The 25,449-nt window shown below is 54.3% G+C and carries 23 protein-coding genes; 10 read left to right on the top strand and 13 right to left on the bottom strand.

All coding sequences use genetic code 11. The features are described from left to right. Positions 1–279: 279 nt before the first annotated feature. Positions 280–1,140: a coiled-coil domain-containing protein gene (locus ACT3RP_RS09155; RefSeq protein WP_483393673.1), complete on the bottom strand. Its 861-nt coding sequence runs from the start codon at positions 1,138–1,140 to the stop codon at positions 280–282. A gap of 299 nt (positions 1,141–1,439) precedes the next feature. Between ACT3RP_RS09155 and ACT3RP_RS09160 the strand changes: the two genes are divergently transcribed. Next, positions 1,440–2,369, top strand: coding sequence for a ketopantoate reductase family protein (locus ACT3RP_RS09160; protein ID WP_483393674.1), 930 nt, complete (start codon positions 1,440–1,442; stop codon positions 2,367–2,369). Here the strand turns inward: ACT3RP_RS09160 and ACT3RP_RS09165 are convergent. From ACT3RP_RS09165 to ACT3RP_RS09205, 9 genes are all read right to left on the bottom strand, one after another. After that, on the bottom strand, positions 2,366–2,992 hold the full coding sequence (locus ACT3RP_RS09165) for a glutathione S-transferase family protein (protein WP_483393675.1): 627 nt from the start codon (positions 2,990–2,992) through the stop codon (positions 2,366–2,368). The genes ACT3RP_RS09160 and ACT3RP_RS09165 overlap by 4 nt on opposite strands. 52 nt (positions 2,993–3,044) lie before the next feature. Beyond that, positions 3,045–3,938: a 3-hydroxyisobutyrate dehydrogenase gene (mmsB, locus tag ACT3RP_RS09170; RefSeq protein WP_483393676.1), complete on the bottom strand. Its 894-nt coding sequence runs from the start codon at positions 3,936–3,938 to the stop codon at positions 3,045–3,047. A 31-nt stretch (positions 3,939–3,969) separates the two neighbouring features. Then, positions 3,970–5,085, bottom strand: coding sequence for an enoyl-CoA hydratase/isomerase family protein (locus ACT3RP_RS09175; protein ID WP_483393677.1), 1,116 nt, complete (start codon positions 5,083–5,085; stop codon positions 3,970–3,972). 17 nt (positions 5,086–5,102) lie between these two features. Further along, positions 5,103–6,257, bottom strand: coding sequence for an acyl-CoA dehydrogenase family protein (locus ACT3RP_RS09180; RefSeq protein WP_441685855.1), 1,155 nt, complete (start codon positions 6,255–6,257; stop codon positions 5,103–5,105). Between the two features lie 207 nt (positions 6,258–6,464). Then, complete coding sequence (locus ACT3RP_RS09185; protein ID WP_483393678.1) at positions 6,465–7,457, bottom strand: branched-chain amino acid ABC transporter permease; 993 nt, start codon at positions 7,455–7,457, stop codon at positions 6,465–6,467. Between the two features lie 2 nt (positions 7,458–7,459). Beyond that, positions 7,460–8,347 (bottom strand): branched-chain amino acid ABC transporter permease, encoded by an 888-nt coding sequence (locus ACT3RP_RS09190; RefSeq protein WP_096280416.1) that lies wholly within the window; start codon positions 8,345–8,347, stop codon positions 7,460–7,462. A gap of 115 nt (positions 8,348–8,462) precedes the next feature. Beyond that, a complete protein-coding gene (locus ACT3RP_RS09195) occupies positions 8,463–9,698 on the bottom strand; it encodes an ABC transporter substrate-binding protein (protein WP_444625542.1) in 1,236 nt (411 codons plus the stop codon). A gap of 131 nt (positions 9,699–9,829) precedes the next feature. Further along, on the bottom strand, positions 9,830–10,603 hold the full coding sequence (locus ACT3RP_RS09200) for an ABC transporter ATP-binding protein (protein WP_444625543.1): 774 nt from the start codon (positions 10,601–10,603) through the stop codon (positions 9,830–9,832). Beyond that, entirely contained in the window at positions 10,600–11,388 is a 789-nt protein-coding gene (locus tag ACT3RP_RS09205) for an ABC transporter ATP-binding protein (RefSeq protein WP_444625544.1), read from the bottom strand. Before ACT3RP_RS09205 ends, ACT3RP_RS09200 begins: the two co-directional genes overlap by 4 nt. 337 nt (positions 11,389–11,725) lie before the next feature. Between ACT3RP_RS09205 and ACT3RP_RS09210 the strand changes: the two genes are divergently transcribed. The 9 genes from ACT3RP_RS09210 to ACT3RP_RS09250 all read left to right on the top strand — a co-directional run bounded on the left by ACT3RP_RS09210 (position 11,726) and on the right by ACT3RP_RS09250 (position 22,183). Further along, entirely contained in the window at positions 11,726–12,205 is a 480-nt protein-coding gene (locus tag ACT3RP_RS09210) for a MerR family transcriptional regulator (protein ID WP_444625545.1), read from the top strand. Positions 12,206–12,257: 52 nt separating this feature from the next. Further along, positions 12,258–13,427 (top strand): isovaleryl-CoA dehydrogenase, encoded by a 1,170-nt coding sequence (locus ACT3RP_RS09215; protein ID WP_483393679.1) that lies wholly within the window; start codon positions 12,258–12,260, stop codon positions 13,425–13,427. Between the two features lie 48 nt (positions 13,428–13,475). Then, on the top strand, positions 13,476–15,083 hold the full coding sequence (locus tag ACT3RP_RS09220) for a carboxyl transferase domain-containing protein (protein WP_483393680.1): 1,608 nt from the start codon (positions 13,476–13,478) through the stop codon (positions 15,081–15,083). An 11-nt stretch (positions 15,084–15,094) separates the two neighbouring features. Next, positions 15,095–15,919, top strand: a complete 825-nt coding sequence (locus tag ACT3RP_RS09225; protein WP_483393681.1) for an enoyl-CoA hydratase/isomerase family protein — start codon at positions 15,095–15,097, stop codon at positions 15,917–15,919. Beyond that, entirely contained in the window at positions 15,916–17,988 is a 2,073-nt protein-coding gene (locus ACT3RP_RS09230; protein ID WP_483393682.1) for an acetyl/propionyl/methylcrotonyl-CoA carboxylase subunit alpha, read from the top strand. Before ACT3RP_RS09225 ends, ACT3RP_RS09230 begins: the two co-directional genes overlap by 4 nt. An 11-nt stretch (positions 17,989–17,999) precedes the next feature. Further along, positions 18,000–18,908: a hydroxymethylglutaryl-CoA lyase gene (locus tag ACT3RP_RS09235; protein ID WP_483393683.1), complete on the top strand. Its 909-nt coding sequence runs from the start codon at positions 18,000–18,002 to the stop codon at positions 18,906–18,908. A 73-nt stretch (positions 18,909–18,981) separates the two neighbouring features. Continuing rightward, positions 18,982–20,730 (top strand): AMP-binding protein, encoded by a 1,749-nt coding sequence (locus tag ACT3RP_RS09240; protein ID WP_483393684.1) that lies wholly within the window; start codon positions 18,982–18,984, stop codon positions 20,728–20,730. 6 nt (positions 20,731–20,736) lie between these two features. Further along, positions 20,737–21,573: a class I SAM-dependent methyltransferase gene (locus ACT3RP_RS09245; protein ID WP_444625551.1), complete on the top strand. Its 837-nt coding sequence runs from the start codon at positions 20,737–20,739 to the stop codon at positions 21,571–21,573. Between the two features lie 46 nt (positions 21,574–21,619). Beyond that, complete coding sequence (locus tag ACT3RP_RS09250; protein ID WP_444625552.1) at positions 21,620–22,183, top strand: putative outer membrane beta-barrel protein; 564 nt, start codon at positions 21,620–21,622, stop codon at positions 22,181–22,183. Here the strand turns inward: ACT3RP_RS09250 and ACT3RP_RS09255 are convergent. From ACT3RP_RS09255 to rluF, 3 genes are read right to left on the bottom strand one after another with little or no spacing between them, the layout of a single operon-like run. Beyond that, entirely contained in the window at positions 22,180–24,075 is a 1,896-nt protein-coding gene (locus tag ACT3RP_RS09255; RefSeq protein WP_483393685.1) for a monovalent cation:proton antiporter-2 (CPA2) family protein, read from the bottom strand. The genes ACT3RP_RS09250 and ACT3RP_RS09255 overlap by 4 nt on opposite strands. 4 nt (positions 24,076–24,079) lie before the next feature. Beyond that, positions 24,080–24,355 carry a DUF1294 domain-containing protein gene (locus tag ACT3RP_RS09260; RefSeq protein ID WP_483393686.1) on the bottom strand — a complete coding sequence of 92 codons (276 nt, stop codon included), beginning with the start codon at positions 24,353–24,355 and terminating at the stop codon, positions 24,080–24,082. A gap of 44 nt (positions 24,356–24,399) precedes the next feature. Continuing rightward, positions 24,400–25,425, bottom strand: coding sequence for a 23S rRNA pseudouridine(2604) synthase RluF (gene rluF, locus ACT3RP_RS09265; protein WP_192536217.1), 1,026 nt, complete (start codon positions 25,423–25,425; stop codon positions 24,400–24,402). Positions 25,426–25,449 lie beyond the last annotated feature (24 nt).

The raw sequence follows: 25,449 nt of genomic DNA on the forward strand, positions 1-25,449 counted from the left end.
TACGCCCTTGCTCTACTGCCATGGCCGAGCTTAATTTTCATCACAGACTCGGTAATCCAACCACTTGGAAAAAAATCACCAACTCTACTAAGCTTTAAATCTAGCAGACTATGCATGATCACGTTATTAGCCATTAGCCGTCTGTCATGTAGCCTTATCCACCCCCTTATCGCGGCTACACAAGCTGATTGGTCGCCGCACGCTGCCTGAGAAGCAAAATGCTAGGCGACCTCTCCGCTTAATTAACGGAGAGGTCGCTGCGCAGAGAGGTGTCGCTTGTTAAGGCGTTTGCGCTTCGTCGCGCATCACATTGAGCGAGGTGATTTCAATGCTAAGCGCAGTACGCGTTTTTTCTAAATCACTTACCTGCTCACCCACTTCGGTAAGCTGCGTATTGGCCTCATCAACCTGGGCGTTTAACTCATTGAGCTGCGCTTCAGCTTCACTGCGGGCTTCTTCTGCGTCTTGGCGCGACTGTTGAGCAGCATCGCGGGCAGCTTCGGCCTCTTCATGGGCTTTTTCAACCTCACTTACCTGTTCACCAACCGCGGTAAGCTGCGTATTGGCCTCATCAATCTGGGCGTTTAGATCATCGAGCTGTGCTTCAGCTTCACTGCGGGCCTCTTCTGCGTCTTGGCGCGCCTGTTGGGCCTCGTCACGGGCAGCTTCGGCCTCTTCATTGTCTTTTTCGACCTGGGCGTACGTCTCATTCAGTTCATCAAGGCGATTCTGCTTTTCGTCTATCTGTTCGTTCAGGGTACCCGTTTCTTTTTCGCGGGTTTCACGCTCACCTCGTAACGCGGTCAAATCGTCTTCAGTATTGGCAATGTCTGCGCGTGTCGATGCTAGCGCCGCTTCAGCCTCCGCTTGCTCAACCTCAAGGTTGCCCATCCGCTGCTGCAGCGTTGCTAGGTCAAGCTCTGCCGCTTCTACGTCGGTCATCTGAGCTTGAATCTGCTGGTGCTGACGCTCAGTTTCTGCCAGGCGTGTTTCCAGTGCCTCCATACTATCTTTTCGCGATCCTGCGATGGTGTGCGCGACGGCGGCCCAGATCATTGCAATAACGGTGATGGCTAAAATCACCTTTACACGGTTATCACTTAACAGTGCTTTCGTTGATGATGTATTCGTCCCTGTCATTGGTACACCCTCTGTGTTGATGAGCATCTACTGGTATCGTTAATGCGGGCAGCTAGCGCTTGCAGATCAGCGGCCCGTTGTCTGATTAAATATTATCATGGCAATACTACAACGAGTGGGTTCAGCATTGCTCTTAGTTACTGAGACGACATCTTTTAGCCTCGACGTTAGCGGATAGTAATGAGCAGATAGTAATGAACAGACAATAGTTAGCCACATCATTCGCCATTGGCTACCTTCATTTCTGGATCGCGAACACGGTAAGCTTGCGACAACCTCTCTGCTGAGTAACGTACTCAATGAAAGATACCCACTGGATTATCGGCCCTGGGGCCATTGGCCGCTTGTTGGCTCATTCGCTTTCGCCTTTAACGGCCACAACGCTAATCGGTCGCCGTGCGCTGCCTGAACAGCAAGCGGTTACCACGCCAGAAGGCGAGCAGCGTTTACAGCATTTGAAGTTGTGCACGTTGGAGCAGATCGCGCCTAAAGCACAGGCACTGCCCTGCTATTTGCATATCACTACGAAAGCAATGGCCGCGGTGGCAGCATTGGAAAGCCTTGCTGATGTGATTCCTGCGACGACTCCGCTGGTACTGTGGCAAAACGGTTTTTTAGCTCAGCCACGTATTACCCAGGCTTGGGCCGGGCCTGTGTTGTGTGCCACCACCACTGAAGGCGCTTACTTAACGGGCGATGATAGCGTGGTGCATGCGGGGCATGGGCATACGTTTATAGGGGATCTAAACAATCAGCACGGCGGGCTCGCGCAAGCGCTTGCCCGAACATTAAACCAGGCAGGGCTTGCTGCTACCGCGGTGGATGATATTCGTAGCCGCCTATGGCAGAAGCTGGCGGTGAACGCGGCGATTAATCCGCTGGTGGCGCTAAATGGCGTGCGTAACGGCGAGTTACGGGATGCGGCGTATTCAGGCCACTTAGTGGCCGTGGTGAGTGAGGTTGCGGCGATTATGGTAGCTGAGGGCATTCAGCCGCCGAGTGAGGCAACCGATGAAAACGCGTGGCTGTCGATGGTGTGGCAGGTAGTGAAGAATACCGCGAATAACAAGGCCTCTATGTTGCAGGATGTGGAAGCCAAACGCCCCACTGAGCGTGGGGCGATTTTGGGGCCGTTAATCGAAAGCGCCCAGTACCATGGGCTGGAATTCGGGGTACTGAAAGCGCTTGATGCCGAAATAGCGGTATTAGAAGCGACCTTCAGGCCTTAGGTAACCGGAATCATCACCACCTTTTGAAAGCTGGGGAGCGTGGTTAGCTGTTGATACCAACGCTCTAGATTGGGATGCGCCTGCCACGTTAGGCCGCTGTTAAGCATGTTGTAAACGAAAGGCGCCATAGCAATATCGCCCAAGCCAAAAGCATCGCCGGAAAACCAGCGCTGATTTGCGAGCGCGTTATCCATGATTACAAATACCGCTTCACACTCTTTAACCGCAGCTTCAATGGCAGCGCTGTCGCGTTTTTCTAGAGGTGTTCTTACGTAGCCCATCAGGATGGCACGGTGCTTAGGCGAAAGCGTGCTGTTCGCCCAGTCCATCCATTTTTCGGCCTGTGCCCGCTCGGCGGGAGCCTCAATCCATAGCTTGCGCTGACCATACTGCGCGGCAAGGTAGCGAATAATGGTATTGGATTCCCAAAGCAGGCTGTTGGTGGCATCGTCTTTGAACAGCGGCACCAGCCCATTAGGATTCATGGCGAGGTACTCAGCGGTGTCATTCACCCCGTGTTGAAGCCCCGCATGGATTAGCTCAAAGGGCAGTTCAAGCTCTTCTAACACCCACAGCACTTTTTTGACGTTGGTAGAATTGTTGCGGCCCCAAAGCGTAATCATGGCAATCCTTGTTGTGTGAGCATAGTAAGGAGGCTGAGTTTATCTCCTATCGCTACTGTTTATCTTGATAAAATTGCATCAGGCTTGAGAAGTCGAGCTTACCGTTACCCTTGGCTTTGTGTAGGGTGAACAGCGAGCGTGCGGCGGAGCCCATGGGCACAGCGGATGCGCTTTGCTGGCTAACATCCATGGCCAGACCTAAATCTTTGATCATTAGATCTACCTGAAAACCGCCCTGGTAATTTTTCGAAGCAGGTGCGTTTTCCATCACGCCTGGATAGGGGTTATACACATTTAACGCCCAGTTACCGCCAGAGCTTTGCTTCATGATTTCTGACAGCACGGCAGGGTCGAGGCCGTTTTTGACGCCCATATTGATCGCTTCGCAGGTGCCTGCCATCAGGATGGATAGCAGCATGTTATTACACACTTTAGCCACCTGCCCCGCCCCATTGTCACCGGCGTGGAAGATATTTTTGCCCATTACGTCCAGCACCGGCTTAGCTTGCTCAAACTGAGCATCGCTGCCGCCAACAATAAATGTCAGCGTGCCCGCCTGCGCGCCACCCACTCCGCCAGACACCGGTGCATCCACAAAGCCAATGCCTTTTTCAGCACCGGCAGCGGCCACACTGCGGGCGGTATCTGCGTCGATGGTAGAGCAATCAATCACCAGCGCGCTTTGCTTAATGACATCAAATAGCGGCGCGTCGCCATCCACATACAGCCCGCGCACGTGCTTGCCTGCTGGCAGCATGGAAATTACAAAATCGGCATCCGTGGCGGCGTCCTGGGCAGAGCGAGCCACTTCACATCCGTGGGATTTAGCGATCTCAAGCGTCTCGGCCGAAAGATCAAACGCACGCACGTTAAAGCCTGCTTTAGCAAGATTGGCCGCCATCGGGCCACCCATATTACCTAAGCCAATAAACGCAACAGTGGTCATTTTTATTATCCTTATTTGTTAGTGACAAAATTTAAGACAGATCGGCGAGCGGGTTTTGATCCCAGGGCGATGCTAGCAACTCGTGAATAAAGGCATTTTCAACCGATGCGACATCAGGATAGCTCCACGCAGGCTGACCATCTTTATCAACGAGCAGCGCCCGCACGCCTTCAGGGAACTCGCGATGGCGACAGCACTGTACTGAAAGCGCCATCTCAGACTGAAACACCTGCGCCAGCGACATGTGCTTGGCGCGCGTTAGCTGTTCGTCAATCAGTTTGATTGATACCGGGCTGCCGTGTGCCAAGGTTTGCTGGGCTTTGCTGAACCACTTGTTCTCGCTTTTTACTGCGGTGATCGCCGCGACGATTTGATCAACGCTGTCGTGATCCATTAGTTCGCGAATCAACGGTGAATGCTGGTAAATGGGCGCTTCAAGCTCAGCGAAGACCGGCTGCGATGTCTGTTCAAGCTCACGCATAATGCGGTTCACTACGCCGTTGGCGTCGGTATCTTCACCTTTGCCCCAGCGTGAATCAGTCAACTGCTGCAGCAGCGCATCACGGTGGTGGCTGGCAATACAGCGGTCGGCTAGGCCAAGGTGCACCGCATCCGGCGCATTAATCTGGCAGCCTGTCATGGCCAGAAAGCGCCCGGCGCCGTTCGGCAGCCTATTTAAAAACCAGCTGGCACCCACATCAGGATAAAGGCCGATGGTGACTTCCGGCATGGCTAAACGTGAGGTTTCCGTCACAACACGATGGCTGCTGGCACTTAACAGCCCCATACCGCCGCCCATCACAATGCCATTGCCCCAGCAGATGACCGGCTTAGGAAACGTGTGTAAGAGATAATCGAGCCGATACTCGGTCTCGAAAAAGCGCTCGGGGAAGCGAGGGTCGCCTTCACCGGCAATGGCTTTATACAGATTGACCACATCGCCACCGGCGCAAAAGGCTTTTTCACCAGCGCTGTCCAGCAGTACCGCCACTACCCGCTGATCTAAAGCCCAGGCATTTAAGCGGGGCAACATCTCTTCGCACATTTCAAGCGTTAGCGCATTTAGCGAACGCTCGGCATTGAGTTTAATTTCTGCAATCACATGCCCATCATGGGTGGCATGTTCGGTAAACAGTACACTGCTCATTGGCCGTCCTTATTCTCTTAAAGCTCGGTGGCGCCGTCTGCCAATACCCGGCGAGAAATGATCAGGCGCATAATTTCGTTAGTGCCTTCAAGAATTCGGTGTACCCGGGTATCACGCACGTAGCGCTCCATGGGGTACTCCTTGATATAGCCGTTACCGCCATAAAGCTGAAGCGCTTCGTCGCATACCTTAAAGCCCACATCGGTGGCAAAGCGTTTTGCCATGGCGCAGTAGGCAGTCGCATCGGGGTGGCCTGCATCTAACTTGGCCGCGGCCATACGTACCAGCTGCCGTGCGGCAACTAGCTCTGTGACCATATCGGCTAAACGAAACTGTAGCGCCTGAAACTCCGCCAGCCGTTTACCAAACTGCTTACGCTCCAGCATGTATTCGCGGGCTTTGTTGATCGCCTGCTGCGCCGTACCAATCGAGCAAGTCGCAATGTTGATTCGGCCCCCATCGAGCCCCTTCATGGCAATTTTAAAACCGTCACCTTCCTTGCCAAGCAGATGATTAGCAGGCACCCGCACATCTTCGAACGTGATCATGCGCGTCGGCTGGCTGTTCCAGCCCATCTTCTCTTCTTTACGCCCGTAGCTGATGCCTTCAGCGTTGGCATCTACCGCAAAGGCAGAAACGCCGCCGGCGCCTTCGCCACCGGTGCGTGCCATCACCACCAGAAAGTCGGTACTTCCCGCACCGGAAATAAACATCTTACTGCCGTTCAACACGTAGTCGTCGCCATCGCGCTTGGCCGTGGTTTTCAATGAAGCGGCGTCGGAGCCTGAATTGGGTTCGGTTAAACAGTAGGAGCCTAAAAGCTCCCCGGTGGCGAGTTTTTCGCCCCACTGCTTGACTGCGGCTGGCGTGCCAAAGTCTGCCAGCATCCAGGTCACCATATTGTGAATAGTGAGATAGGCGGTGGTTGAGGTGCAGCCCATGGAAAGCTGCTCAAAAATGATACTGGCATCCAAGCGCGAAAGCCCAAGCCCGCCTACGCTCTCGGGTGCGTAAAGCGAACAAAAGCCTAGCTCTCCCGCTTTACGAATCACATCAACGGGAAAGAATGCAGTTTGATCCCACTCAGCGGCGTGTGGCTCTAGCTCGTTTTGGGCAAAAGCACGCGCCATATCAGCAAAGGCAACCTGGTCTTCATTAAGCTCAAAATTCATGGCGGATCTCCGCTAATGTGCGTACACACTGGCTGTTGTCGTTATAATTGACGTTAACGTTAACTTATCTATTTACCCCCTAACAAGCAACATAACCAAGCGTGCGACCTTAGGTGTAGGAAGGGTCAGCCATCACAAAAGTAGCGCTAAAAAAAGGCGCCATACGGCGCCCAATATCGGCAAGCAAGAAGCGTTAAAGCGACTCTTCTACTTAAAGTTTTTGCGGTACATTTTGTCCAGCTCACCAATAATGCCGCTACGAAAGCTCAGCACACAAACCACAAAGATGAGGCCCAAAATTACGCTAACCCAGTTGCCTAACGGCGATTGCGCGAGGATATGCTGCAGGCTAACCACTAGCCCTGCGCCCATCAAAGGCCCCAGCAAGGTACCCACGCCGCCTAGTAGCGTCATCAAAATTACCTCACCGGACATATGCCAGTGTGCATCGGTCAACGAGGCCAGCTGAAACACAACCGTTTTGGTCGAGCCGGCTAAGCCCGCCAAGCCTGCAGAGATCACAAACGCCACTAGCTTATAGGCATCGGTGTTGTAGCCCAGCGATACGGCCCGAGGCTCATTCTCACGGATCGCCTTGAGCACCTGACCAAACGGCGAGTGTACGGTGCGCTGAATGAGCGCAAAGCCTGCGATGAATATCGCAAACACAAAGTAATACATCGACAGGTTACTGCTCAGACTGATCACTCCAAACAGATGCCCGCGGGGGACGCCGTGCAGGCCATCTTCACCGCCGGTAAACGGTGCCTGGATATACATAAAGTACACCAGCTGAGCAATCGCCAAGGTCACCATGGCAAAATAGATACCCTGGCGCCGAATAGAGAGCACACCAAACAGTACGCCTAGTAGCGTTGCCATTAACGTGCCGGCGAGAATGCCTAGCTCCGGCGTTAACCCTGGGTAGCTGGCCAGCAGGTAGCCGGTCACATAGCCGCCGGTCGCTAAGAAAGCCGCATGCCCAAAGGACAATAGCCCCGCATAGCCAAGCAGCAGGTTAAACGCGCAGGCGAACAGTGCAAAACAGAGCACTTTCATTAAGAAAACGGGGTAAACCATAAAAGGCGCCACCAGCCCCACTACAATCAACGCCAGATAAAACATATTGCGGCGAAATTTGGCGCGTTTTTGGCGTTCAAGCACGGCCGTTGGCGCTAGCGTCGTTTGAGGTTCTGTCATGTTTATGCCTCCTTACCGAATAGCCCAGCGGGGCGCAACATGAGCACGAGGATCATGACAAGAAAGATCACCGTATTAGATGCTTCGGGGTAATACACTTTGGTTAAGCCTTCGATAATCCCCATCGCCAAACCGGTGATAATAGCGCCTAAAATAGACCCCATCCCACCAATGACCACCACCGCGAATACCACGATTAGTAGGCTTGAGCCCATGGTTGGTGACACGGGATAGAGCGGCGCCGCTAACACGCCGGCAAACGCGGCTAACCCGACGCCGAACCCATAGGTAAGCGTGATCAGCAGCGGCACATTGACGCCAAAGGCCTGCATCAGCTGGGAGTTTTCGGTGCCCGCCCGCAGGTAGGCGCCTAACCGCGTACGCTCAATCATGAACCAGGTGAATAGGCACATCGCCAAAGCGGCCACCAGTACCCAGGCGCGATAAGTGGGCAAGAACATAAAGCCAAGGTTCAAGCCACCTTGAAGAATCTCGGGCGTAGCATAGCGCGCCCCGGAAACACCAAAGAAATTGACCAGCGTACCTTCAAAAATAAGCGCTAAACCAAAGGTTAGTAGCAGCCCATAGAGATGATCCAAATGGGCGATGCGGCGCAGTAAAAACCGCTCTAGCAACACACCGAAAGCACCGACCACAAGTGGTACTAAGAACAGCGCCAGCCAATAGTTAATGCCCAGATAGCGAAAGCCCAGTAGCGCAGCGAAGGCGCCCAGCATGTATTGCGCCCCATGGGCAAAATTGACGATCTTCAGTAGGCCGAAGATGACCGCCAGGCCCAGGCTAAGCAGTGCGTAAAAGGCGCCGTTCACTAGACCCAGCGTTAGCTGGCCCATGAAGACAGCCATAGGCACGCCGAATATCATCGTCATGATGTGAATCTCCTCGCCATCAAGCGGCTGGCGGCATGACGCCGCCAACCATTGCTACACATCACGTGTAAAATCACTCCAGATGAGTTCTTATCCAAATTAGCTCTTATGCAAATCAGTTCTGTACCAGCTTGCACTGGCTTTCGGATAGTGGACGGTAGGCTTCTTCGGCGGGAATAGTGCTGAGGATCTCGTAAAGGTCCCATTCACCGGTAGACTCTTCAGGCGTTTTTACCTGAGCAAGATACATGTCGTGCACCATGCGGCCATCTTCACGAATACGGCCATTGCGTGCGAAGAAATCGTTGATCGGCATCTCGGCCATTTGGGCACGAATGGTTTCAGGGTCGTCAGTACCGGCCTCTTCAACGGCTTTCAGGTAATGCATGGTGCTGGAGTAAATACCGGCTTGCACCATCGTCGGCATACTGCCCACTTCATCAAAGTAACGCTGAGACCATTCACGCGACTGCTCGTCCATATCCCAGTACCAACCGGTGGTCAGCAGCAGGTTTTGGGTGGCTTCTAAACCAAGCGCGTGAACATCGTTCAAGAAAATCAACAGGCCCGCTAGCTGCTGACCGGATTGAGTTAGACCAAACTGGCTGGCCGTGGTGATGGCATTAACGGTATCGGCTCCCGCATTGGCTAGGCCAACAATTTTGGCGCCCGACCCTTGGGCCTGCAGGATATAAGACGAGAAATCGTTAGTCGGGAACGGATGGCGGACACCGCCGACGATTTCACCACCGCTGGCTTCAACTACCTTGGTCACATCGGCTTCCAGGGCATGGCCAAAGGCGTAGTCAGCTGTCAGTAGAAACCAGGTGTCGCCGCCCTGCTCTACGACCGCTTTCGCAGTACCGTTAGCGAGCGGATAGGTATCGTAGACCCAGTGAATGTGGTTAGGGGTGCAGTGCTCATTGGTAATACTGGACGCCGCCGAGCCAGACACAATACCGAGGCCGTTATTTTCCTCAAGCACTTTAGTGACCGCAATCGACACTGAAGAGGCGACCAGACCCGCCACCATGTCTACGTTGTTCTGATCGATCCAGCCACGCACCGTATTGGCACCCACGTCGGCACTGTTGCGGTCGTCTGCGCTGAACAACACAATTGGGCTACCGTTTACGCTGCCGCCGAAATCCGCAACGGCCATTTCGAGTGCGGTTAGCCCGCCGGGGCCTGCCAAGTCACGATAAGTACCGGACATATCGGCCAGGTAGCCAATTCGAACTTCGCTATCGCTCATTTCGGCGTGAGCGGTGGAAACAGCAAAGCTAGCGGCGGCCGCAACGGCAATGCTGGCAGCCAGCTTTGTTTTCGTAAGGTTTTTCATAAAGGTCATGTTCGTCTCCTGGCCCTTAGGGCCTTTGTTGTTGTGTAACGACATACTTTTTATAGTGGTACTTATTTATAGTGATGCTTAGTTAGAGTGATGCTTAGGCGAGTAATGAAAAGGTGCGTTTTATCGGCGCGCTATACCCCTAACATGGAGTTGAGATGCTCACGGCGCGAGGGTAGCTGCGCGGCGGTAATTTCTTCGACAATCTGGCCGTGATCCATCACAAAGTGGCGGTCGGCTAGCGGTGCTGCAAAGCGAAAGTTCTGCTCTACCAACACAATGGTCATACCGCGCGCTTTTAGCTGAATTAATACCTCGGCTAGTTTCTGCACAATCACCGGGGCAAGGCCTTCGGTAATTTCATCAAGCAGCAGCATGCGCGCGCCGGTGCGCAAAATTCGCGCCATGGCCAGCATCTGCTGCTCCCCGCCGGAAAGCCGCGTGCCCTGGCTTTTACGCCGCTCGTAAAGATTCGGAAACATGGCGTAGATTTCATCTAGGCTCATGCCGCCTGAGCTAACGGTCGGGGGTAACAGTAGGTTTTCGTGAACATCAAGGCTGGCAAATATGCCGCGTTCTTCCGGGCAATAACCAATGCCTAAACGCGGAATATGGTGCGGCTTCATCGCAAGCGTTTCATTGCCATTAATCACGATAGAGCCCGTACGCCGCCCCACCATGTTCATAATCGCTTTCAGCGTAGTGCTGCGTCCTGCGCCGTTGCGGCCCAGCAGTGTCACCAGCTCGCCGCGCTTTACGTTAAAATTTACGCCGTGCAGGATATGCGATTCACCGTAAAACGCGTGTAGATCCTGAACACGTAACATTTCCAGGCTTTGAGTATTTTTGATTAGAGCAGGGTCGGTTAAAGCAGAGTCGATAGGCGCTTGCTCTTCAGCAGTATTCATACGACGGCCTCCTCTTCAGCGGCATCACTGCCCATATAGGCTTCGCGAACCAGCGGATTACGAGACACACTTTGATAGTCACCTTCTGCTAATACTGATCCTCGCGCCAATACGGTGATGCGATCACACAGGCGGCTAACAACGCTCAGATTGTGTTCTACCATCAACACGGTGCGCCCTTTCGATACACGTTTAATCAAGGCCACGATACGATCAACATCTTCTGCGCCCATGCCCTGCGTTGGCTCATCCAGCAACATCATGGTCGGGTCTAGCGCCAAGGTAGTTGCCAGTTCAAGCGCTCGCTTGCGCCCATAGGGCATTTCCACTGTCAAGGTATCGGCGTACTCACGCAGGCCCACTTCTTCCAGCAGTTCAAGGGCGCGTTCATTGAGATGATCAAGAGACTTCTCTGACTTCCAGAAATGAAATGATGTCCCTAGCTTGCGCTGCAGCGCCACTCGCACATTTTCTAATGCCGTCATATGGGTAAACACGGCTGAGATCTGAAACGAACGCACCAGGCCTAGCTGAGCAATCTGATTCGATTTTTTACTAGTGATCGATTGGCCTCGATACAAAATATCGCCGCGAGTCGGCGGTAGAAACTTTGTTAGTAGGTTAAAGACGGTGGTCTTGCCCGCGCCATTAGGACCAATCAGCGCATGAATATGCCCTTCCTGCACCTGGAGATTAACGTCGTCTACGGCGGTGAAGCCGCGAAACTCTTTGGTCAGCCCTCGTGTTTCGAGGACAGGCCCCTGAATGACATCGCTTGCACTCATAGAGTGGCAGACCTCTTATTGTTCTTGTGCTAAATCTTCACAGGTAAGCAGAAGTCCCTACCACTGCCTTGACCTGAACGTAAGGTATGTGTGCAAACTAGCAACTCTAGCCGTGGCAGCACAATTACAACTTTGGTCTATCGGCTTTATGTACCTAAACAATCACGCACCCTAAAACATTAATTATCAACAGCTTAATTGCTTTCAACGCATTTCAACTGCGCACAACTATTGCTTTACGTTAACGTAAACTTGTTTTAGCCTCATGGTCAGTGTTCCATAGGAGCTATAGCTAAGATCTATATCTAGGAACAAGCCTTTTGAGAGAACGTCGACCATGAGCAAAACTTACTCGATCAGCGAATTGGCCAGCGAGTTTGACTTAACTACCCGCAGCATCCGTTTTTATGAAGATCAAGAGTTGCTCCACCCTACTCGGCGCGGCCAAACGCGTGTTTACAGCAGCAAAGACCGGGTGCGGCTTAAACTCACTATCCGCGGCAAGCGGCTGGGGTTTTCACTGGCTGAAATTCGCGAACTATTTGAGCTGTGGGATGAGACGCGCAGCGGCAGTAAAAAACAGCTGAACTTAATGCTCAGCAAAATTGGCGAGCGGCAGGCGGCGCTTGACCAGCAAATGAAAGACATCACCATGGTGCAGCTAGAGCTTGAAAGCGCCGAAATACGCTGCCGCCAAGCGCTGGAAGAATTGTTCGAAAAAGATCCCAGCGAAAAAACACCCAAACCAAAAAAGCCGAAAGAAGAACAGTCGGGTACAAACAAGCAGCCCCAATCCCCCTCTTCCGCCAGCGTCTAGTCATCACAGTTCACTAACCGTTATCAGTACAATTTATAAAAGGTGATTGACCATGTTTTCACACTACTCAGAACTCAATTTTGGCCTCGATGACGAACTGAATATGCTGCGCGAGCAGGTCAATGCCTTTGCCGCCAGCGAAATTGCCCCGCGCGCCGCCGAGATCGATCGCAGCAACGAGTTCCCCAACGACCTGTGGAAGAAATTTGGCGACATGGGGCTGCTGGGGATTACTGTTTCTGAAGAAGACGGCGGCAGCGGCATGGGCTATCTGGCTCACTGTATCGCCATGGAAGAAATTTCTCGCGCTAGCGCATCGGTTGCCCTTTCCTACGGCGCTCACTCTAATCTGTGCGTCAACCAGATCAAGATTAATGCGACCCCTGAGCAGAAAGCGAAATATCTGCCCAAACTGATTAGCGGCGACCACGTAGGTGCGCTGGCGATGTCAGAACCCGGCGCGGGTTCTGACGTGGTGTCGATGCAGCTTCGCGCCAAGAAAGATGGCGATCGCTACGTGCTAAACGGCAACAAAATGTGGATCACCAACGGTCCGGATGCGGACGTACTAGTGGTGTATGCCAAGACTGATCCAGAGGCCGGTTCAAAAGGGATCACCGCGTTTATCATCGAAAAAAGCATGCCCGGTTTTTCTACCGCTCAAAAGCTCGACAAGCTCGGCATGCGTGGCTCTAATACCTGCGAGCTGGTGTTTCAGGACTGCGCCGTACCCGCTGAAAACATCCTGGGCGGTGAAGGCAAAGGTGTTCGCGTGTTAATGAGCGGGCTGGACTATGAGCGCACCGTGCTGGCCGCAGGCCCGATTGGCATTATGCAAGCCGCCATGGACGTGGTGATGCCGTATATCCACGAACGTAAGCAGTTCAACCAGTCGATTGGTGAGTTTCAGCTGGTGCAGGGCAAAGTCGCTGACATGTACACCACGTTGAACGCCTGTCGCGCCTATTTGTATGCCGTGGCGGGCGCCTGCGACCGCGGCCAAACCTCGCGCAAAGACGCGGCGGGGGTCATTCTTTACTGCGCTGAAAAAGCCACTCAGGTAGCGCTGGATTCTATCCAACTGCTGGGCGGCAATGGCTATATCAACGAATACCCCACTGGGCGCCTGCTGCGTGATGCCAAGCTGTATGAAATAGGCGCGGGCACCAGTGAGATTCGGCGGATGTTGATTGGCCGCGAACTCTTCACCGAAACCCTTTAGCAAGCGGGTTTCATAAACGTCTTTAACAAACGTCATTAGGGTCGCGCCATGAGTACTATCAATAGCCAAGTCAATCCGCGTAGCGATGTGTTTCAAGCCAATGAAGTCTCACTGCTCGGCGAAGTTAATAAGCTGCGCGAGCTAACGGCCAGCGTTGCCCAAGGAGGCGGTGCCAAGGCCCGCGAACGCCACGAGAGCCGCGGCAAGCTGTTTGTGCGTGACCGCATTGATCACTTGATTGATGAAGGCTCTCCTTTTTTAGAGTTTTCCGCGCTGGCGGCCCATAACATCTACGATGGTGATATCCCCGCCGCAGGTGTTGTGACTGGCATTGGTCGCGTCTCTGGCGTTGAGTGCGTCATTGTGGCCAACGATGCCACGGTTAAAGGCGGCACCTACTTCCCGCTGACCGTTAAAAAGCATCTTCGCGCCCAGGAAATTGCCCGCAAGCATCGCCTGCCGTGCATTTATTTAGTCGACTCCGGCGGCGCTTTTTTGCCCCGCCAAGATGAAGTCTTTCCTGATCGCGACCATTTCGGGCGGATTTTCTATAACCAGGCCACTATGTCAGCGGAAGGCATTCCGCAAATTGCCGTGGTCATGGGTTCCTGTACTGCAGGCGGTGCCTACGTTCCCGCCATGGCCGATGAGTCGATCATCGTTAAAGAGCAGGGCACGATTTTTCTCGGTGGCCCGCCACTGGTCAAAGCGGCGACCGGGGAAAGCATTAGTGCAGAAGATTTGGGCGGTGCGGACGTTCACGCCAAGATCAGCGGTGTTGCCGACCATTACGCCGAAAACGACGTCCATGCGCTGCAGCTCGCTCGCGCCTGCGTCTCGCGTTTGAATTGGCAAAAGCGCGGCAAGCTCGCCATGCAGGCGCCCAAGCCACCAAAACTCGACCCTGCTGAGCTGTACGGTATTGTCGGCACCGATCTTAAAAAGCCCTATGACGTGCGCGAAGTCATTGGCCGCATTGTTGATGACTCCGACTTTGATGAGTTCAAACGTTACTACGGCGAAACCTTGGTGACCGGCTTTGCGCATATCCATGGCTTCCCGGTTGGCATCGTGGCCAACAATGGCGTGCTGTTTTCAGAAAGCGCTGTCAAAGGTGCGCACTTTATTGAGCTGTGCGCCCAGCGCAAGATTCCGCTGATTTTTTTACAGAACATTACCGGCTTTATGGTTGGCTCTAAGTACGAGCACGAAGGCATCGCCAAGCATGGCGCTAAGCTGGTGACCGCCGTGGCCTGCGCGAAGGTGCCCAAGTACACCGTGCTGATTGGGGGTAGCTTTGGCGCCGGTAACTACGGCATGTGTGGCCGTGCTTATGATCCCAACCTACTGTTTATGTGGCCCAACGCACGCATTTCCGTCATGGGCGGTGAGCAGGCAGCAGGCGTACTGGGACAGGTAAAACGCGAGCAGCACGAGCGCGAAGGCCGCGAGTGGAGCAAAGAGGAAGAAGAAGCCTTTAAGCAGCCCACCCGCGAGCAGTATGAACATCAGGGCCACCCCTATTACGCCAGCGCCCGCTTATGGGACGACGGCGTGATTGATCCGCTGCAAACCCGCGATGTGCTCGGGCTTTCCCTCGCCGCGGCGATGAATGCTGAAGTTGAAGAGACGCGCTTCGGCGTGTTCCGGATGTAGGGGCAAACACGATGACTTACTCAACACTGACAACTGAAAGCGGCGTAGCGCGCCTGACCTTAAACCGCCCAGAAGTGCATAACGCCTTTGACGATAGCCTGATTGCCGAACTGAACGAGCACCTGCACACGCTGCATAAGCTTGCCACCACAGGCGAGGTGCGCGTCGTCGTGCTGGGCTCCGAAGGCAAAAGCTTCTCAGCGGGTGCCGACTTAAATTGGATGAAACGGATTGTCGATTACGATCTTGAAGACAATTTAGCCGACTCCCGCAAGCTTTCCGCGCTTATGCACGGCCTGGATACGCTGCCCTGCCCCACGGTTTGCCGTGTACAGGGAGCAGCCTATGGCGGCGCGGTAGGCCTTGCTGCCTGCTGCGATGTGGTAATTGCCTCAGATAAAGCCAAATTCTGCCTGTCAGAAGTCAAAATCGGCCTCTCGCCAGCGGTGATTAGCCCCTATGTACAGCGCGCCTTAGGTGAACGCCAGATGCGCCGCTATGCGTTAACGGCGGAAATCATCGATGCCCCCACGTCGTTAGCGCTCGGCTTAACTCACCAAGTCGTGGAGCACGAGACATTAGATACCGCCGTAGACACCATGATAGCCACACTGCTGGCGGGATCGCCTCAAGCCCAACGCACCTCTAAGGCACTGATGGCCACGGTTGCTCAAGCACCTGATGCTGATAAGACCCGCGAGCATACCTGCCAGGTGATCGCCAAGCTGCGGGTAAGCCCAGAAGGCCAAGAGGGGTTATCCAGCTTCTTTGAAAAGCGCCGCCCCGCCTGGGCCGAATCTAACCATGCATCTCACGCTTCGGAGCGTCGCTCATGAGTCACTCGCCTTTTGATACCTTACTGGTCGCTAACCGGGGCGAAATTGCCTGCCGGGTGATGCGCACCGCGCGGCGTATGGGTTTAAAAACCGTCGCGGTCTATTCCGATGCCGACGCCAATGCGCGGCACGTGCGTGAAGCCGACGAAGCCATTCGCCTTGGCCCCGCCGCCGCGCGCGAAAGCTACCTTAATATCGACGCGGTCATTGACGCTGCCAAGCGCACAGGTACCGGTGCAATCCACCCGGGCTACGGCTTTCTATCCGAAAATGGCAGCTTCGTTAAAGCCTTAGAACAGGCGGGAATCACCTTTGTCGGCCCGCCCGCATCGGCAATCGCGGCAATGGGTGATAAATCCGCGGCGAAAGTGCGTATGGCCAACGCCGGCGTGCCGCTGGTGCCCGGCTACCACGGCGATGACCAGGATGACGCCCTGCTGCGCGCTGAAGCAGACAAAATAGGCTACCCGGTGATGCTAAAAGCCAGCGCGGGTGGCGGCGGTAAAGGCATGCGCGTGGTGGAAAGCGGCGATGCGTTTCAGGCCGCGTTAGACGGCTGCCGACGCGAGTCTAAAGCCGCGTTCGGCGACGACCGCATGCTGATCGAAAAGTATCTGGTGCAGCCGCGCCATGTGGAAGTCCAGGTATTTTGCGATCGCTACGGCAACGGGGTGTATTTATTCGAGCGCGACTGCAGCGTTCAGCGTCGTCATCAAAAAGTCATCGAAGAAGCGCCCGCCCCCGGCATGACCGCCGAGCTGCGCAGTGCCATGGGCGACGCCGCTGTTCGCGCCGCTCAAGAGATAGGCTACGTAGGCGCGGGCACCGTCGAATTTTTGCTAGACGGTTCGCCAGGACAGGATGGCTCGTTCTACTTTATGGAGATGAACACCCGCCTTCAGGTTGAGCACCCGGTCACAGAGATGATCACCGGCCAAGACCTGGTTGAATGGCAGCTGCGCGTGGCCATGGGCGAACCGCTGCCCTGCTCCCAAGACGAGCTGACCATTAGCGGGCATAGCTTTGAAGCGCGGATTTACGCCGAAGACCCGGATCAAGATTTTTTACCGGCAACCGGCCTGCTCACCCGCTTTTCGCTTGATTTAGAAGGCGCGGGTTTAGACTCTTTTGAAAATCAGGATCAGGTACGCCTGGACAGCGGCGTGGAAAGTGGCGATGCGGTGTCCATGCACTACGACCCCATGCTCGCCAAACTCATCGTGCATGGCGCTGACCGTAATGCAGCGCTAGCCACGCTTAACCGCGCGCTAGCGGCCCTGGACGTGCAGGGCGTGGTGACTAACCGTGCCTTCTTAATGCGTTTGGCGACTCACCCGAACTTCAAAGATCTGGGCGCTAATAACGTCGAGCTGGACACGCGCTTTATCGAGCGCAACGAAGCTACTCTTTTCGCCCCGCGCGTCTTCAGCAATGAAGACTACGCCAGCGCAGCGCTGATTGGCCTTAATCAGTTGGCTAACGAATGCCACAGCGATTCTCCCTGGGACCGTCACGACGGCTTTCGCCTGAACGCGCCTCACACTATCCGCATTGCGCTGTGCGACCCTGCCAGTGCCCAGACTGCCGAGGGCGAAAATGCCGTGGTGATAGTGGAAGGCAAACGCAACGCCGGCGAGTCACTCTGGAACCTGACTGTCGGCGATGAAACCCTCACGGCCAGCGTACAGCCGCTGACCGGCGATGCGGTAGCGGTGACGCTAAACGGCCACCGCCGCCGGCTACAGGCGCACCGAGATGGCAACGTAGTCGTCATGGCCGACCCCAGCGGTGAAACCCGGCTATTCTGGCGGCGTATTGATGCCATCAATCACGGCCAGCATGAGGCGGAGTCTACCCTGACCGCGCCCATGAATGGCACCGTCGTCGCGCTGCTGGTAGCGCCCGGCGCGGCCGTTGAGAAAGGCATGCCGCTGATGGTCATGGAAGCGATGAAAATGGAGCACACCATGATTGCGCCTGCCGACGGCAGCGTGGAAACCTTTCATTTCCAGGCAGGCGATACCGTTAATCAAGGGGCCGTGCTGCTCGATTTTGCGGCCGACGAATAAGGAACTCATCGATGTCACTGCCTACGTCAGTCAGGCTTTTCGAAATGGCCCCCCGTGACGGCCTACAAAACGAGCCGGGGGCAATCGTTCCTAGCGCAACCAAAATTGCTCTTATCGAACGGCTTGCTAGCGCGGGCATCACGCATATTGAAGCCGCCAGCTTTGTCTCGCCCAAGTGGGTGCCGCAAATGGGTGACGCGGCTGAAGTAATGCGCGGCATTCAGCGCCAGCCAGGCGTGGTCTACTCCGCGCTTACTCCCAACCTGAAAGGGCTGGAAAACGCACTCTCCGTCGGTGTGGAAGAAGTCGCGGTATTTGGTGCCGCGTCAGAAGCCTTCTCGCAGAAGAACATTAACTGCTCGATTGCTGAGTCGCTGGCGCGCTTTGAGCCCGTACTTGAACGTGCTCACGAAGCGGGTGTGCGGGTACGCGGCTATGTGTCCTGTGTGCTGGGCTGTCCTTACGAGGGAGATATTGCCCCTGCTAAAGTGGCGGCAGTCGCCAAGGCGCTTTATGCGATGGGCTGCTACGAGGTGTCACTGGGCGATACGATTGGTGTCGGCACCCCGCTGGCGGCCAAGCGTATGATTGAAGCCACACGGCAGCACGTGCCGATCGAGCATCTCGCCGCTCACTTTCATGATACCTACGGTATGGCGCTGGCTAATTTATATGCGGTAATGGAAGAAGGCATTTGCGTTATCGATGCCGCCACGGCTGGCCTTGGCGGCTGCCCGTATGCCAAAGGTGCGTCCGGCAACGTAGCCACCGAAGACGTGCTCTATTTGCTTGAGGGGCTAGGCATTAAAACGGGAATCGACCTGCAGGCCATTATCGATACCGCCTTTTGGGTGACAGGCGAGCTAGGCCGCAAGCCAAGCTCTAAAGTGGCGTTGGCGAAAGGTCTTATACAACAATAACGAACGCCCATAGCAGCCGCCAATCAGCCTCTGGCTATCCGTCTGACAAGAAAAAATATCGGAGAGATCGACCATGTCCTCACCAGCATCCACCTTACCCAGCTACACCAGCAGCACGGCAGACAAACCTTTACTCGGCATGACTATCGGCGACAAATTCGATCAGATAGCGCACCAGCATGCCGATAACGATGCCCTGATCGTCGTGCATCAAAACATCCATTGGAGCTATCAAAAGCTTCAGGAAGAAGTTAACCGCTGCGCCCGTGCCCTGCTGTCTATCGGCGTTAAAAAAGGCGATCGCGTAGCGATCTGGGCGCCCAACTGCAGCGAGTGGACGCTAACGCAGTTTGCCACCGCTAAAATTGGCGCCATTCTGGTCAACATTAATCCTTCCTACCGAACTCATGAGCTTGAATACTCGCTTAACCATTCCGGCGCACGCTTTTTAGTCACCGCCAATCGTTTTAAAAACTCTGATTACAGCGAGATGCTGTATGAGCTAGCGCCAGAACTTAAACAGGGGCTTAACGATTGCATGGAAGGTGAACTGAAGTCGCAAAAGCTGCCAGATCTTGAATGCATCATCAACTTAAGCCACGACAAGCTGCCCGGCATGTGGCGCTGGTCAGATCTAATGCAGGAAGCCGATAAGGTTAGCCAAACCGACCTCAATGACCTGCAGGCCACGCTGCAATTTGATGATCCGATCAATATTCAGTACACCTCTGGCACTACCGGCTTTCCCAAAGGCGCCACACTTTCCCATCACAACATTCTTAATAATGGTTTTTTCGTTGCCGAAAGCATGGGATTTACGAGCCAAGATCGGCTGGTTATTCCGGTGCCGCTGTATCACTGTTTCGGCATGGTAATGGGTAACTTGGGCTGTATTACCCACGGCGCAACGATGATCTATCCGGATGAAGGCTTTGATCCAGGCAAAGTGCTTAAAGCGGTTGAGGAGCTAAAAGCCACCGCTCTCTATGGCGTGCCGACGATGTTCATCGCAGAGCTTGATCATCCTGACTTCCCTACCACCGACCTATCATCCCTGCGCACGGGCATTATGGCGGGCTCGATCTGCCCGGCCGAGATCATGAAGCAGGTGATCAGCAAGATGAATATGAAGGGAGTTCAGATCGCTTACGGCATGACCGAAACCAGCCCGGTTTCTACCCAGACCGGCGCCAATGACAGCATTGAGAAACGCGTTTCTACCGTGGGCCGTACCCAGCCTCACCTGGAAAACAAAATTGTCGACCCCGGTAACGGAGGTATTCTACCGCGGGGTGAAATCGGCGAGCTGTGTACCCGGGGCTACAGCGTAATGCTGCGATACTGGAACAATGACCAAGCCACCTTGGAAGCAATAGACGAGGCTGGCTGGATGCACACCGGCGACCTGGCCACCATGGATGAAGAAGGCTATATCCAAATCGTAGGCCGCATCAAAGACATGGTCATTCGCGGCGGCGAGAACGTTTACCCTAAAGAGGTCGAGGAATTTCTATACGCCCACTCTGCGATCTCCGATGTGCAGGTCACCGGCGTGCCTGACAAAAAGTACGGCGAAGAACTGATTGCCTGGGTAAAACTTAACGGCACTGCCGGCGACGTCACCAGTGACGATCTACGCGAGTTCTGCAAAGGCAAGATCACCCACTTCAAAATCCCACGCTACTTTAAGTTCGTTGACGAGTTCCCGATGACAGTAACCGGCAAGATTCAAAAATTCAAAATGCGCGAAATTTCCATTCAAGAACTGGGCTTGGATAAACCGGGCCTGGATCAAGAGTCAGGCTTGGAACAAGAGAAGTAATCCGCCATGCCATCCTTCCATCCGCTAGCGGACCACTATCAGCGCGCCCTGCGCGCTGATGACGTGCTGGCTCAGATCGATGCTCACTATCCGGACGGCCCCACGCTGCACCAGCTAGCCCCGTTGGATCAGCTACATATTGGCGGCGTAGCGGCCTCTTCCCGGCTGCTCGAACGGCTCAGCGCGAGCTTGGATATTCGCGCCCACCCGAAAGTGCTGGATATCGGCGCAGGGTTAGGGGGGCTGATGCGCCAAGGCGCCGCGCTCGGCTTTCAAATGACCGGGCTGGATATTACGCATGGCTTCAGCGCACTCAATAAAACGCTGAGCATGCGGGTTCATCAGCCTGAGGCGCACGTGCTTTCCTGGGTAACGGGCGACGCAAGTGCTCTGCCGTTTGCGGACAATAGTTTTGATGCGGTGCTGTTTCAGCATAGCCTACTCAATATGCCCGATGCGGCCCGGGTGCTGGCGCAAAGCCGCCGCGTAATCCGCCCGGGCGGGCAGCTAGTAATGCACGAAGTGGTCAGTGGGCCCAACGTAGCAGCACTGCGTTTCCCTGTGCCCTGGGCAGTATCGCTTGAGCACTCTCACCTGCTGAGCCTAATAGAATTAACCCAGCTGCTTGAAGCAGGTGGTTTTGCTATTGAGCACGTGGACGATTGGAGTGATACCGCCTTAGCGTGGCGCCATCGCCAGCGCCAAAAAGAACAAACGCCGCGACAGCCCGTGCTCTCGCCCCAGTGGGTGTTCGGAGAACGCTTCACCAGTATGGGCAAAAACCTAGTCGACAACTTGGCTGAAGGTGCAATTAAAGTGGTAGAGATTCAGGCCAGTTGCTAATCTGAATGCAAATAATGTTTTCTCCCCTGCGATAGGTGTACGAGAAATGCCAATAAAACGCTTGGCAAGCACCCTACTTTGTTGCTCTGTTCCGTGGTTAAGCAGCTACGCCGATGATACCCCGCCGGTAATGGCCTACACGGCTGCCGACAGCGAACTTATGCAGCTAGACAACGGTGTTATCTTGGAGGGTAGCGATCTCAGCAGCCTAGACACGTATACCACCGGCTTTCGGCTAACGGCAGGGTTTAGCCCTTGGCGGCTTCCCCAGCTGGATATCGGCGCTGAAATTGCCTATCGCGAAAGCGAAGAAGCCGCTATCGCCTCCAATATTAACCCGCTGATTATGGATACGCTGAGCTTGGGCGGCGCCATTATTGCCGGAGTTCGCATGGGCGCCTTTAGCGTCTATGCGAAATCCGGCATCACCGAATGGCGCGGTGAGAGCAATGTTGAAGGGGTCGACGAAAGCGGCAGCGCGATGCTGCAAGGCTTTGGTGCAACCATGACGATTAATCGGCTGGTCAGTCGCTTAGAGTACGAACGTATCGACGCTCCCACCCTTAGCCACCTCAATATGTTAAGCGCCTCGTTGCATCTGCCGTTTTAACGGCCTTCATCTTCTGAAGACGCTGGCGGTGTCCAAATCGGTACATCTTCGCGCTGTGGTTCGTTCCAATTCTGCTGCATAGCGCTGTTCAAAGCGCTTTCCAGCTTCATAAACAGCTCGCCGTAGCGGGGGCTGAAGCTAATACCTTGCTCTATTTCTTTCCAAACGTTAAACAGCTCATCTTCATGGGCCTCTTCATTTTGCACAAAAGCCCAGGTCATTTGCTTAGCCCGCATGGGGTGAACGCCCATGGCGGTTAGCGCATGGCCGCCCAGCTCTAGAGCAGAATGATAGGTTTCGCTTACCACATCATCGGCGCCTGCTTCTCGCAGCCGATAGCCGTGGCCACGGTCGAAGGCCCGCGCTAGCACCCAGAGCTTGGGATAGAACTGCTTGACGTGCTTAACCATTTGCACAGCGCGGTCAGGGTCGTCTATTGCGATGACGATCAACCGCGCGTTCTCAATCCCAGCGGTTTCTAGCAAATCGGAGCGGGTGGCGTCACCAAAGTAGCTTTTAATATTGATCTTACGCAGGTTCTCGATCTGCTCGATCTCATGATCCAGCGCCACAATAGGAATGTTGTTGGCGCGTAGCAAACGGCAGATAATTTGCCCAAACCGACCGACGCCAGCGACGATAACGGGCGCCTCTTCTTCGATCATATCAGCCTCACGATCATCGTTGGAGGCAGTTCTATAGTACGGCAACACTAGCCTGTCGTAGACGATAAACAGCAGCGGCGTTAAGAACATCGACAGGGCCACAACGAGCGAAAGAACCTGAGCAATATCAGCCGGTATAACGCTATTTTGTACGCTATAGGTAAGCAATACAAAACCAAACTCGCCGGCCTGGGCTAGGCTTAAGGTAAACAACCAGCCGTTACTGCCCCGCACTTTGAACAGCAGCGCCAAGCCCAGCAAGACGATGCCCTTGACCACGATAACCGCCAAGCCTAACGAGAGAATCGTACCCCACTCTGCTGCCAGCACTGAAAAATTGATCCCCGCCCCAACGGTAATAAAAAACAACCCCAGCAGCAGGCCTTTAAACGGCTCAATATTGGCTTCAAGCTCGTGCTTGAACTCACTGTTAGCGAGCACCACCCCGGCTAAAAAGGCACCCAACGCCGGCGATAAATTAACCAGGCTCATTAGTGCGGCAATGCCTATCACCAGCATTAGCGCCGTGGCGGTAAACACCTCACGCAGGCCAGAGCCAATCACATAGCGAAACAGTAAAGGTACTAGGTAGTAGCCACCAACCACCACGCTCCCAATGGCCGCCACGACCACCAGGGCATGTGCCCAGCCAGGCAGGCTGGATACTAGACTTAAGCTTGCGTGGCCGTCATCACCGCCGGCGCTCATTAATTCAGGCAGCGCCAGCAGCGGAATAAGCGCCAGCATGGGAATAACAGCAATATCTTGAAACAGTAAAACCGAGAAAGCACTGCGCCCACCTTCGGTTTTAACAAGCCCCTTTTCATTTAGCGTTTGGAGCACAATCGCAGTAGACGAAAGTGCAAAAATAAACCCGATAGCTAATGACGTTTGCCACACCAAGCCCAGCCACCAAGCGATAGCCGCACCGGCTGCCGCCGTTAGCACCACCTGAAGCCCTCCCAATCCCAGCAGACGTACGCGCATGGCCCACAGCGCCTTGGGATCAAGCTCCATGCCGACTAAAAATAGCATCATCACGACGCCAAATTCCGCGAAGTGTTGAATCGTATTAGTCTCTTGACCGACCAGCCCTAGGATGGGGCCAATGACCACACCGGCAACCAAATAACCCAATACTGACCCCAGACCAAAGCGCTTGGCGAGAGGAACCGCAATCACCGCGGCCAGCAGATAGATAAACGCTTGAACAAAGTAGGCCGTCATTATTTCATCCGCTGTAAGGGTAGAGCACGAAACCAACTAAACATGCCAAATTGGCAATAACCATCAGCCAAAAAACGACTCGGAAGCTGGTTTTTTGCGTTTTATGCCGCCACCGTTGCTGCGCCAGCAATGCCCCTGGCCAGCCACCGGCTAGTGCAAGCAGGTGAAGCAATTTCTCACTCACCCGTCGGCGGTTTTTAATCGCCGCTTTTTTATCGACAACATAAGTGATGTAGGTGATCACGCTAACCACCGCATAAAGTGCCGCAATATAAATCAATATGGTTGAACCTGAAAAAGATAAGCAATGATCGTCGCTGTTGGCTACTTACGCCGCTGAGAAGGCTTGCCACCGGCGGTAGGCTTCCCCCGCGCGATGTGTCCTTTACCCGCCCCTTTCGCGCCAGCTTTGCCCTTGGCGCCGGGTTTATTTGCGCCAGGCTTTCCTACCGTCGAGCTTTTGCCTTTGGCATGGGGCTTACCTGATCCAACAGTTTTAGCTCTTGGGTCTTTGTGTACTTTGCCGCTGGCAGCCTTGGCGCCAGGCTGGTTTTTCTTTTCAGTATTTGAACGTGCGCTGTAGTTGGGTCTGTCAATTTTAGGTTTGCTTTTCTTCTTCTCTGGCGCAGCCTCTGAGCTTTCGGTCAGCGTGACGATGGTATCGATCTCTTTAACGGTTAAATCGCGCCAGTCGCCCAGCGCTAAGCCTTTAAGCGGTACGTTCATAATCCGCGTGCGAATTAGCTGCGTAACGTCATAGCCAAAATATTCGCACATGCGGCGAATTTGGCGATTGAGCCCTTGCACCAAGGTAATCGTGAATACAAACGTCGACTCTTTGCGCAGTTTACAGCGCTTGGTCACCTTGCCGAGAATAGGTACACCATTCTGCATGCCGTCAATAAACTCATCGGTAACCGGTTTGTTCACCGTCACCTGATACTCTTTTTCATGATTGTTATTAGCGCGCAAAATCTTATTAACCAAGTCGCCGTTATTGGTTAAAAAAATCAGCCCTTGGGAGTCTTTGTCGAGCCTACCGATGGGAAAAATGCGCGCGCCGTGTTTTACAAACTCAACGATATTGTCTTTCTCGCTGGATTCGGTAGTGCTGACAATGCCCACCGGCTTATTCAGCGCAATCAGAACCAGATCGTCCTCTTCCTGAGGCTCAATGTCTTGGCCATTAACTTTAACCAGATCCCCCGCGACCACCTGGTCGCCGGTAGTGGCGCGACGACCGTTAATCCAGACGTTGCCCTGCTCCACAAAACGGTCGGCTTCGCGTCGCGAGCACATACCGCTTTCACTAATGTACTTATTAATACGAGTAGATTTTCGTAACGACATAACGCGCCATGAAGCCAATAGGTA

It is taken from the genome of Halomonas sp. AOP5-B2-8 (assembly GCF_052376475.1).
In the GTDB taxonomy this organism is placed as follows: Bacteria; Pseudomonadota; Gammaproteobacteria; order Pseudomonadales; family Halomonadaceae; genus Vreelandella; species Vreelandella casei.

Coding starts and splice junctions, on each gene's coding strand:
- ACT3RP_RS09155 (WP_483393673.1), bottom strand. CDS start 1,140: ATGACAGGGACGAATACATCATCAACGAAAGCACTGTTAAGTGATAAC.
- ACT3RP_RS09160 (WP_483393674.1), top strand. CDS start 1,440: ATGAAAGATACCCACTGGATTATCGGCCCTGGGGCCATTGGCCGCTTG.
- ACT3RP_RS09165 (WP_483393675.1), bottom strand. CDS start 2,992: ATGATTACGCTTTGGGGCCGCAACAATTCTACCAACGTCAAAAAAGTG.
- mmsB (WP_483393676.1), bottom strand. CDS start 3,938: ATGACCACTGTTGCGTTTATTGGCTTAGGTAATATGGGTGGCCCGATG.
- ACT3RP_RS09175 (WP_483393677.1), bottom strand. CDS start 5,085: ATGAGCAGTGTACTGTTTACCGAACATGCCACCCATGATGGGCATGTG.
- ACT3RP_RS09180 (WP_441685855.1), bottom strand. CDS start 6,257: ATGAATTTTGAGCTTAATGAAGACCAGGTTGCCTTTGCTGATATGGCG.
- ACT3RP_RS09185 (WP_483393678.1), bottom strand. CDS start 7,457: ATGACAGAACCTCAAACGACGCTAGCGCCAACGGCCGTGCTTGAACGC.
- ACT3RP_RS09190 (WP_096280416.1), bottom strand. CDS start 8,347: ATGACGATGATATTCGGCGTGCCTATGGCTGTCTTCATGGGCCAGCTA.
- ACT3RP_RS09195 (WP_444625542.1), bottom strand. CDS start 9,698: ATGACCTTTATGAAAAACCTTACGAAAACAAAGCTGGCTGCCAGCATT.
- ACT3RP_RS09200 (WP_444625543.1), bottom strand. CDS start 10,603: ATGAATACTGCTGAAGAGCAAGCGCCTATCGACTCTGCTTTAACCGAC.
- ACT3RP_RS09205 (WP_444625544.1), bottom strand. CDS start 11,388: ATGAGTGCAAGCGATGTCATTCAGGGGCCTGTCCTCGAAACACGAGGG.
- ACT3RP_RS09210 (WP_444625545.1), top strand. CDS start 11,726: ATGAGCAAAACTTACTCGATCAGCGAATTGGCCAGCGAGTTTGACTTA.
- ACT3RP_RS09215 (WP_483393679.1), top strand. CDS start 12,258: ATGTTTTCACACTACTCAGAACTCAATTTTGGCCTCGATGACGAACTG.
- ACT3RP_RS09220 (WP_483393680.1), top strand. CDS start 13,476: ATGAGTACTATCAATAGCCAAGTCAATCCGCGTAGCGATGTGTTTCAA.
- ACT3RP_RS09225 (WP_483393681.1), top strand. CDS start 15,095: ATGACTTACTCAACACTGACAACTGAAAGCGGCGTAGCGCGCCTGACC.
- ACT3RP_RS09230 (WP_483393682.1), top strand. CDS start 15,916: ATGAGTCACTCGCCTTTTGATACCTTACTGGTCGCTAACCGGGGCGAA.
- ACT3RP_RS09235 (WP_483393683.1), top strand. CDS start 18,000: ATGTCACTGCCTACGTCAGTCAGGCTTTTCGAAATGGCCCCCCGTGAC.
- ACT3RP_RS09240 (WP_483393684.1), top strand. CDS start 18,982: ATGTCCTCACCAGCATCCACCTTACCCAGCTACACCAGCAGCACGGCA.
- ACT3RP_RS09245 (WP_444625551.1), top strand. CDS start 20,737: ATGCCATCCTTCCATCCGCTAGCGGACCACTATCAGCGCGCCCTGCGC.
- ACT3RP_RS09250 (WP_444625552.1), top strand. CDS start 21,620: ATGCCAATAAAACGCTTGGCAAGCACCCTACTTTGTTGCTCTGTTCCG.
- ACT3RP_RS09255 (WP_483393685.1), bottom strand. CDS start 24,075: ATGACGGCCTACTTTGTTCAAGCGTTTATCTATCTGCTGGCCGCGGTG.
- rluF (WP_192536217.1), bottom strand. CDS start 25,425: ATGTCGTTACGAAAATCTACTCGTATTAATAAGTACATTAGTGAAAGC.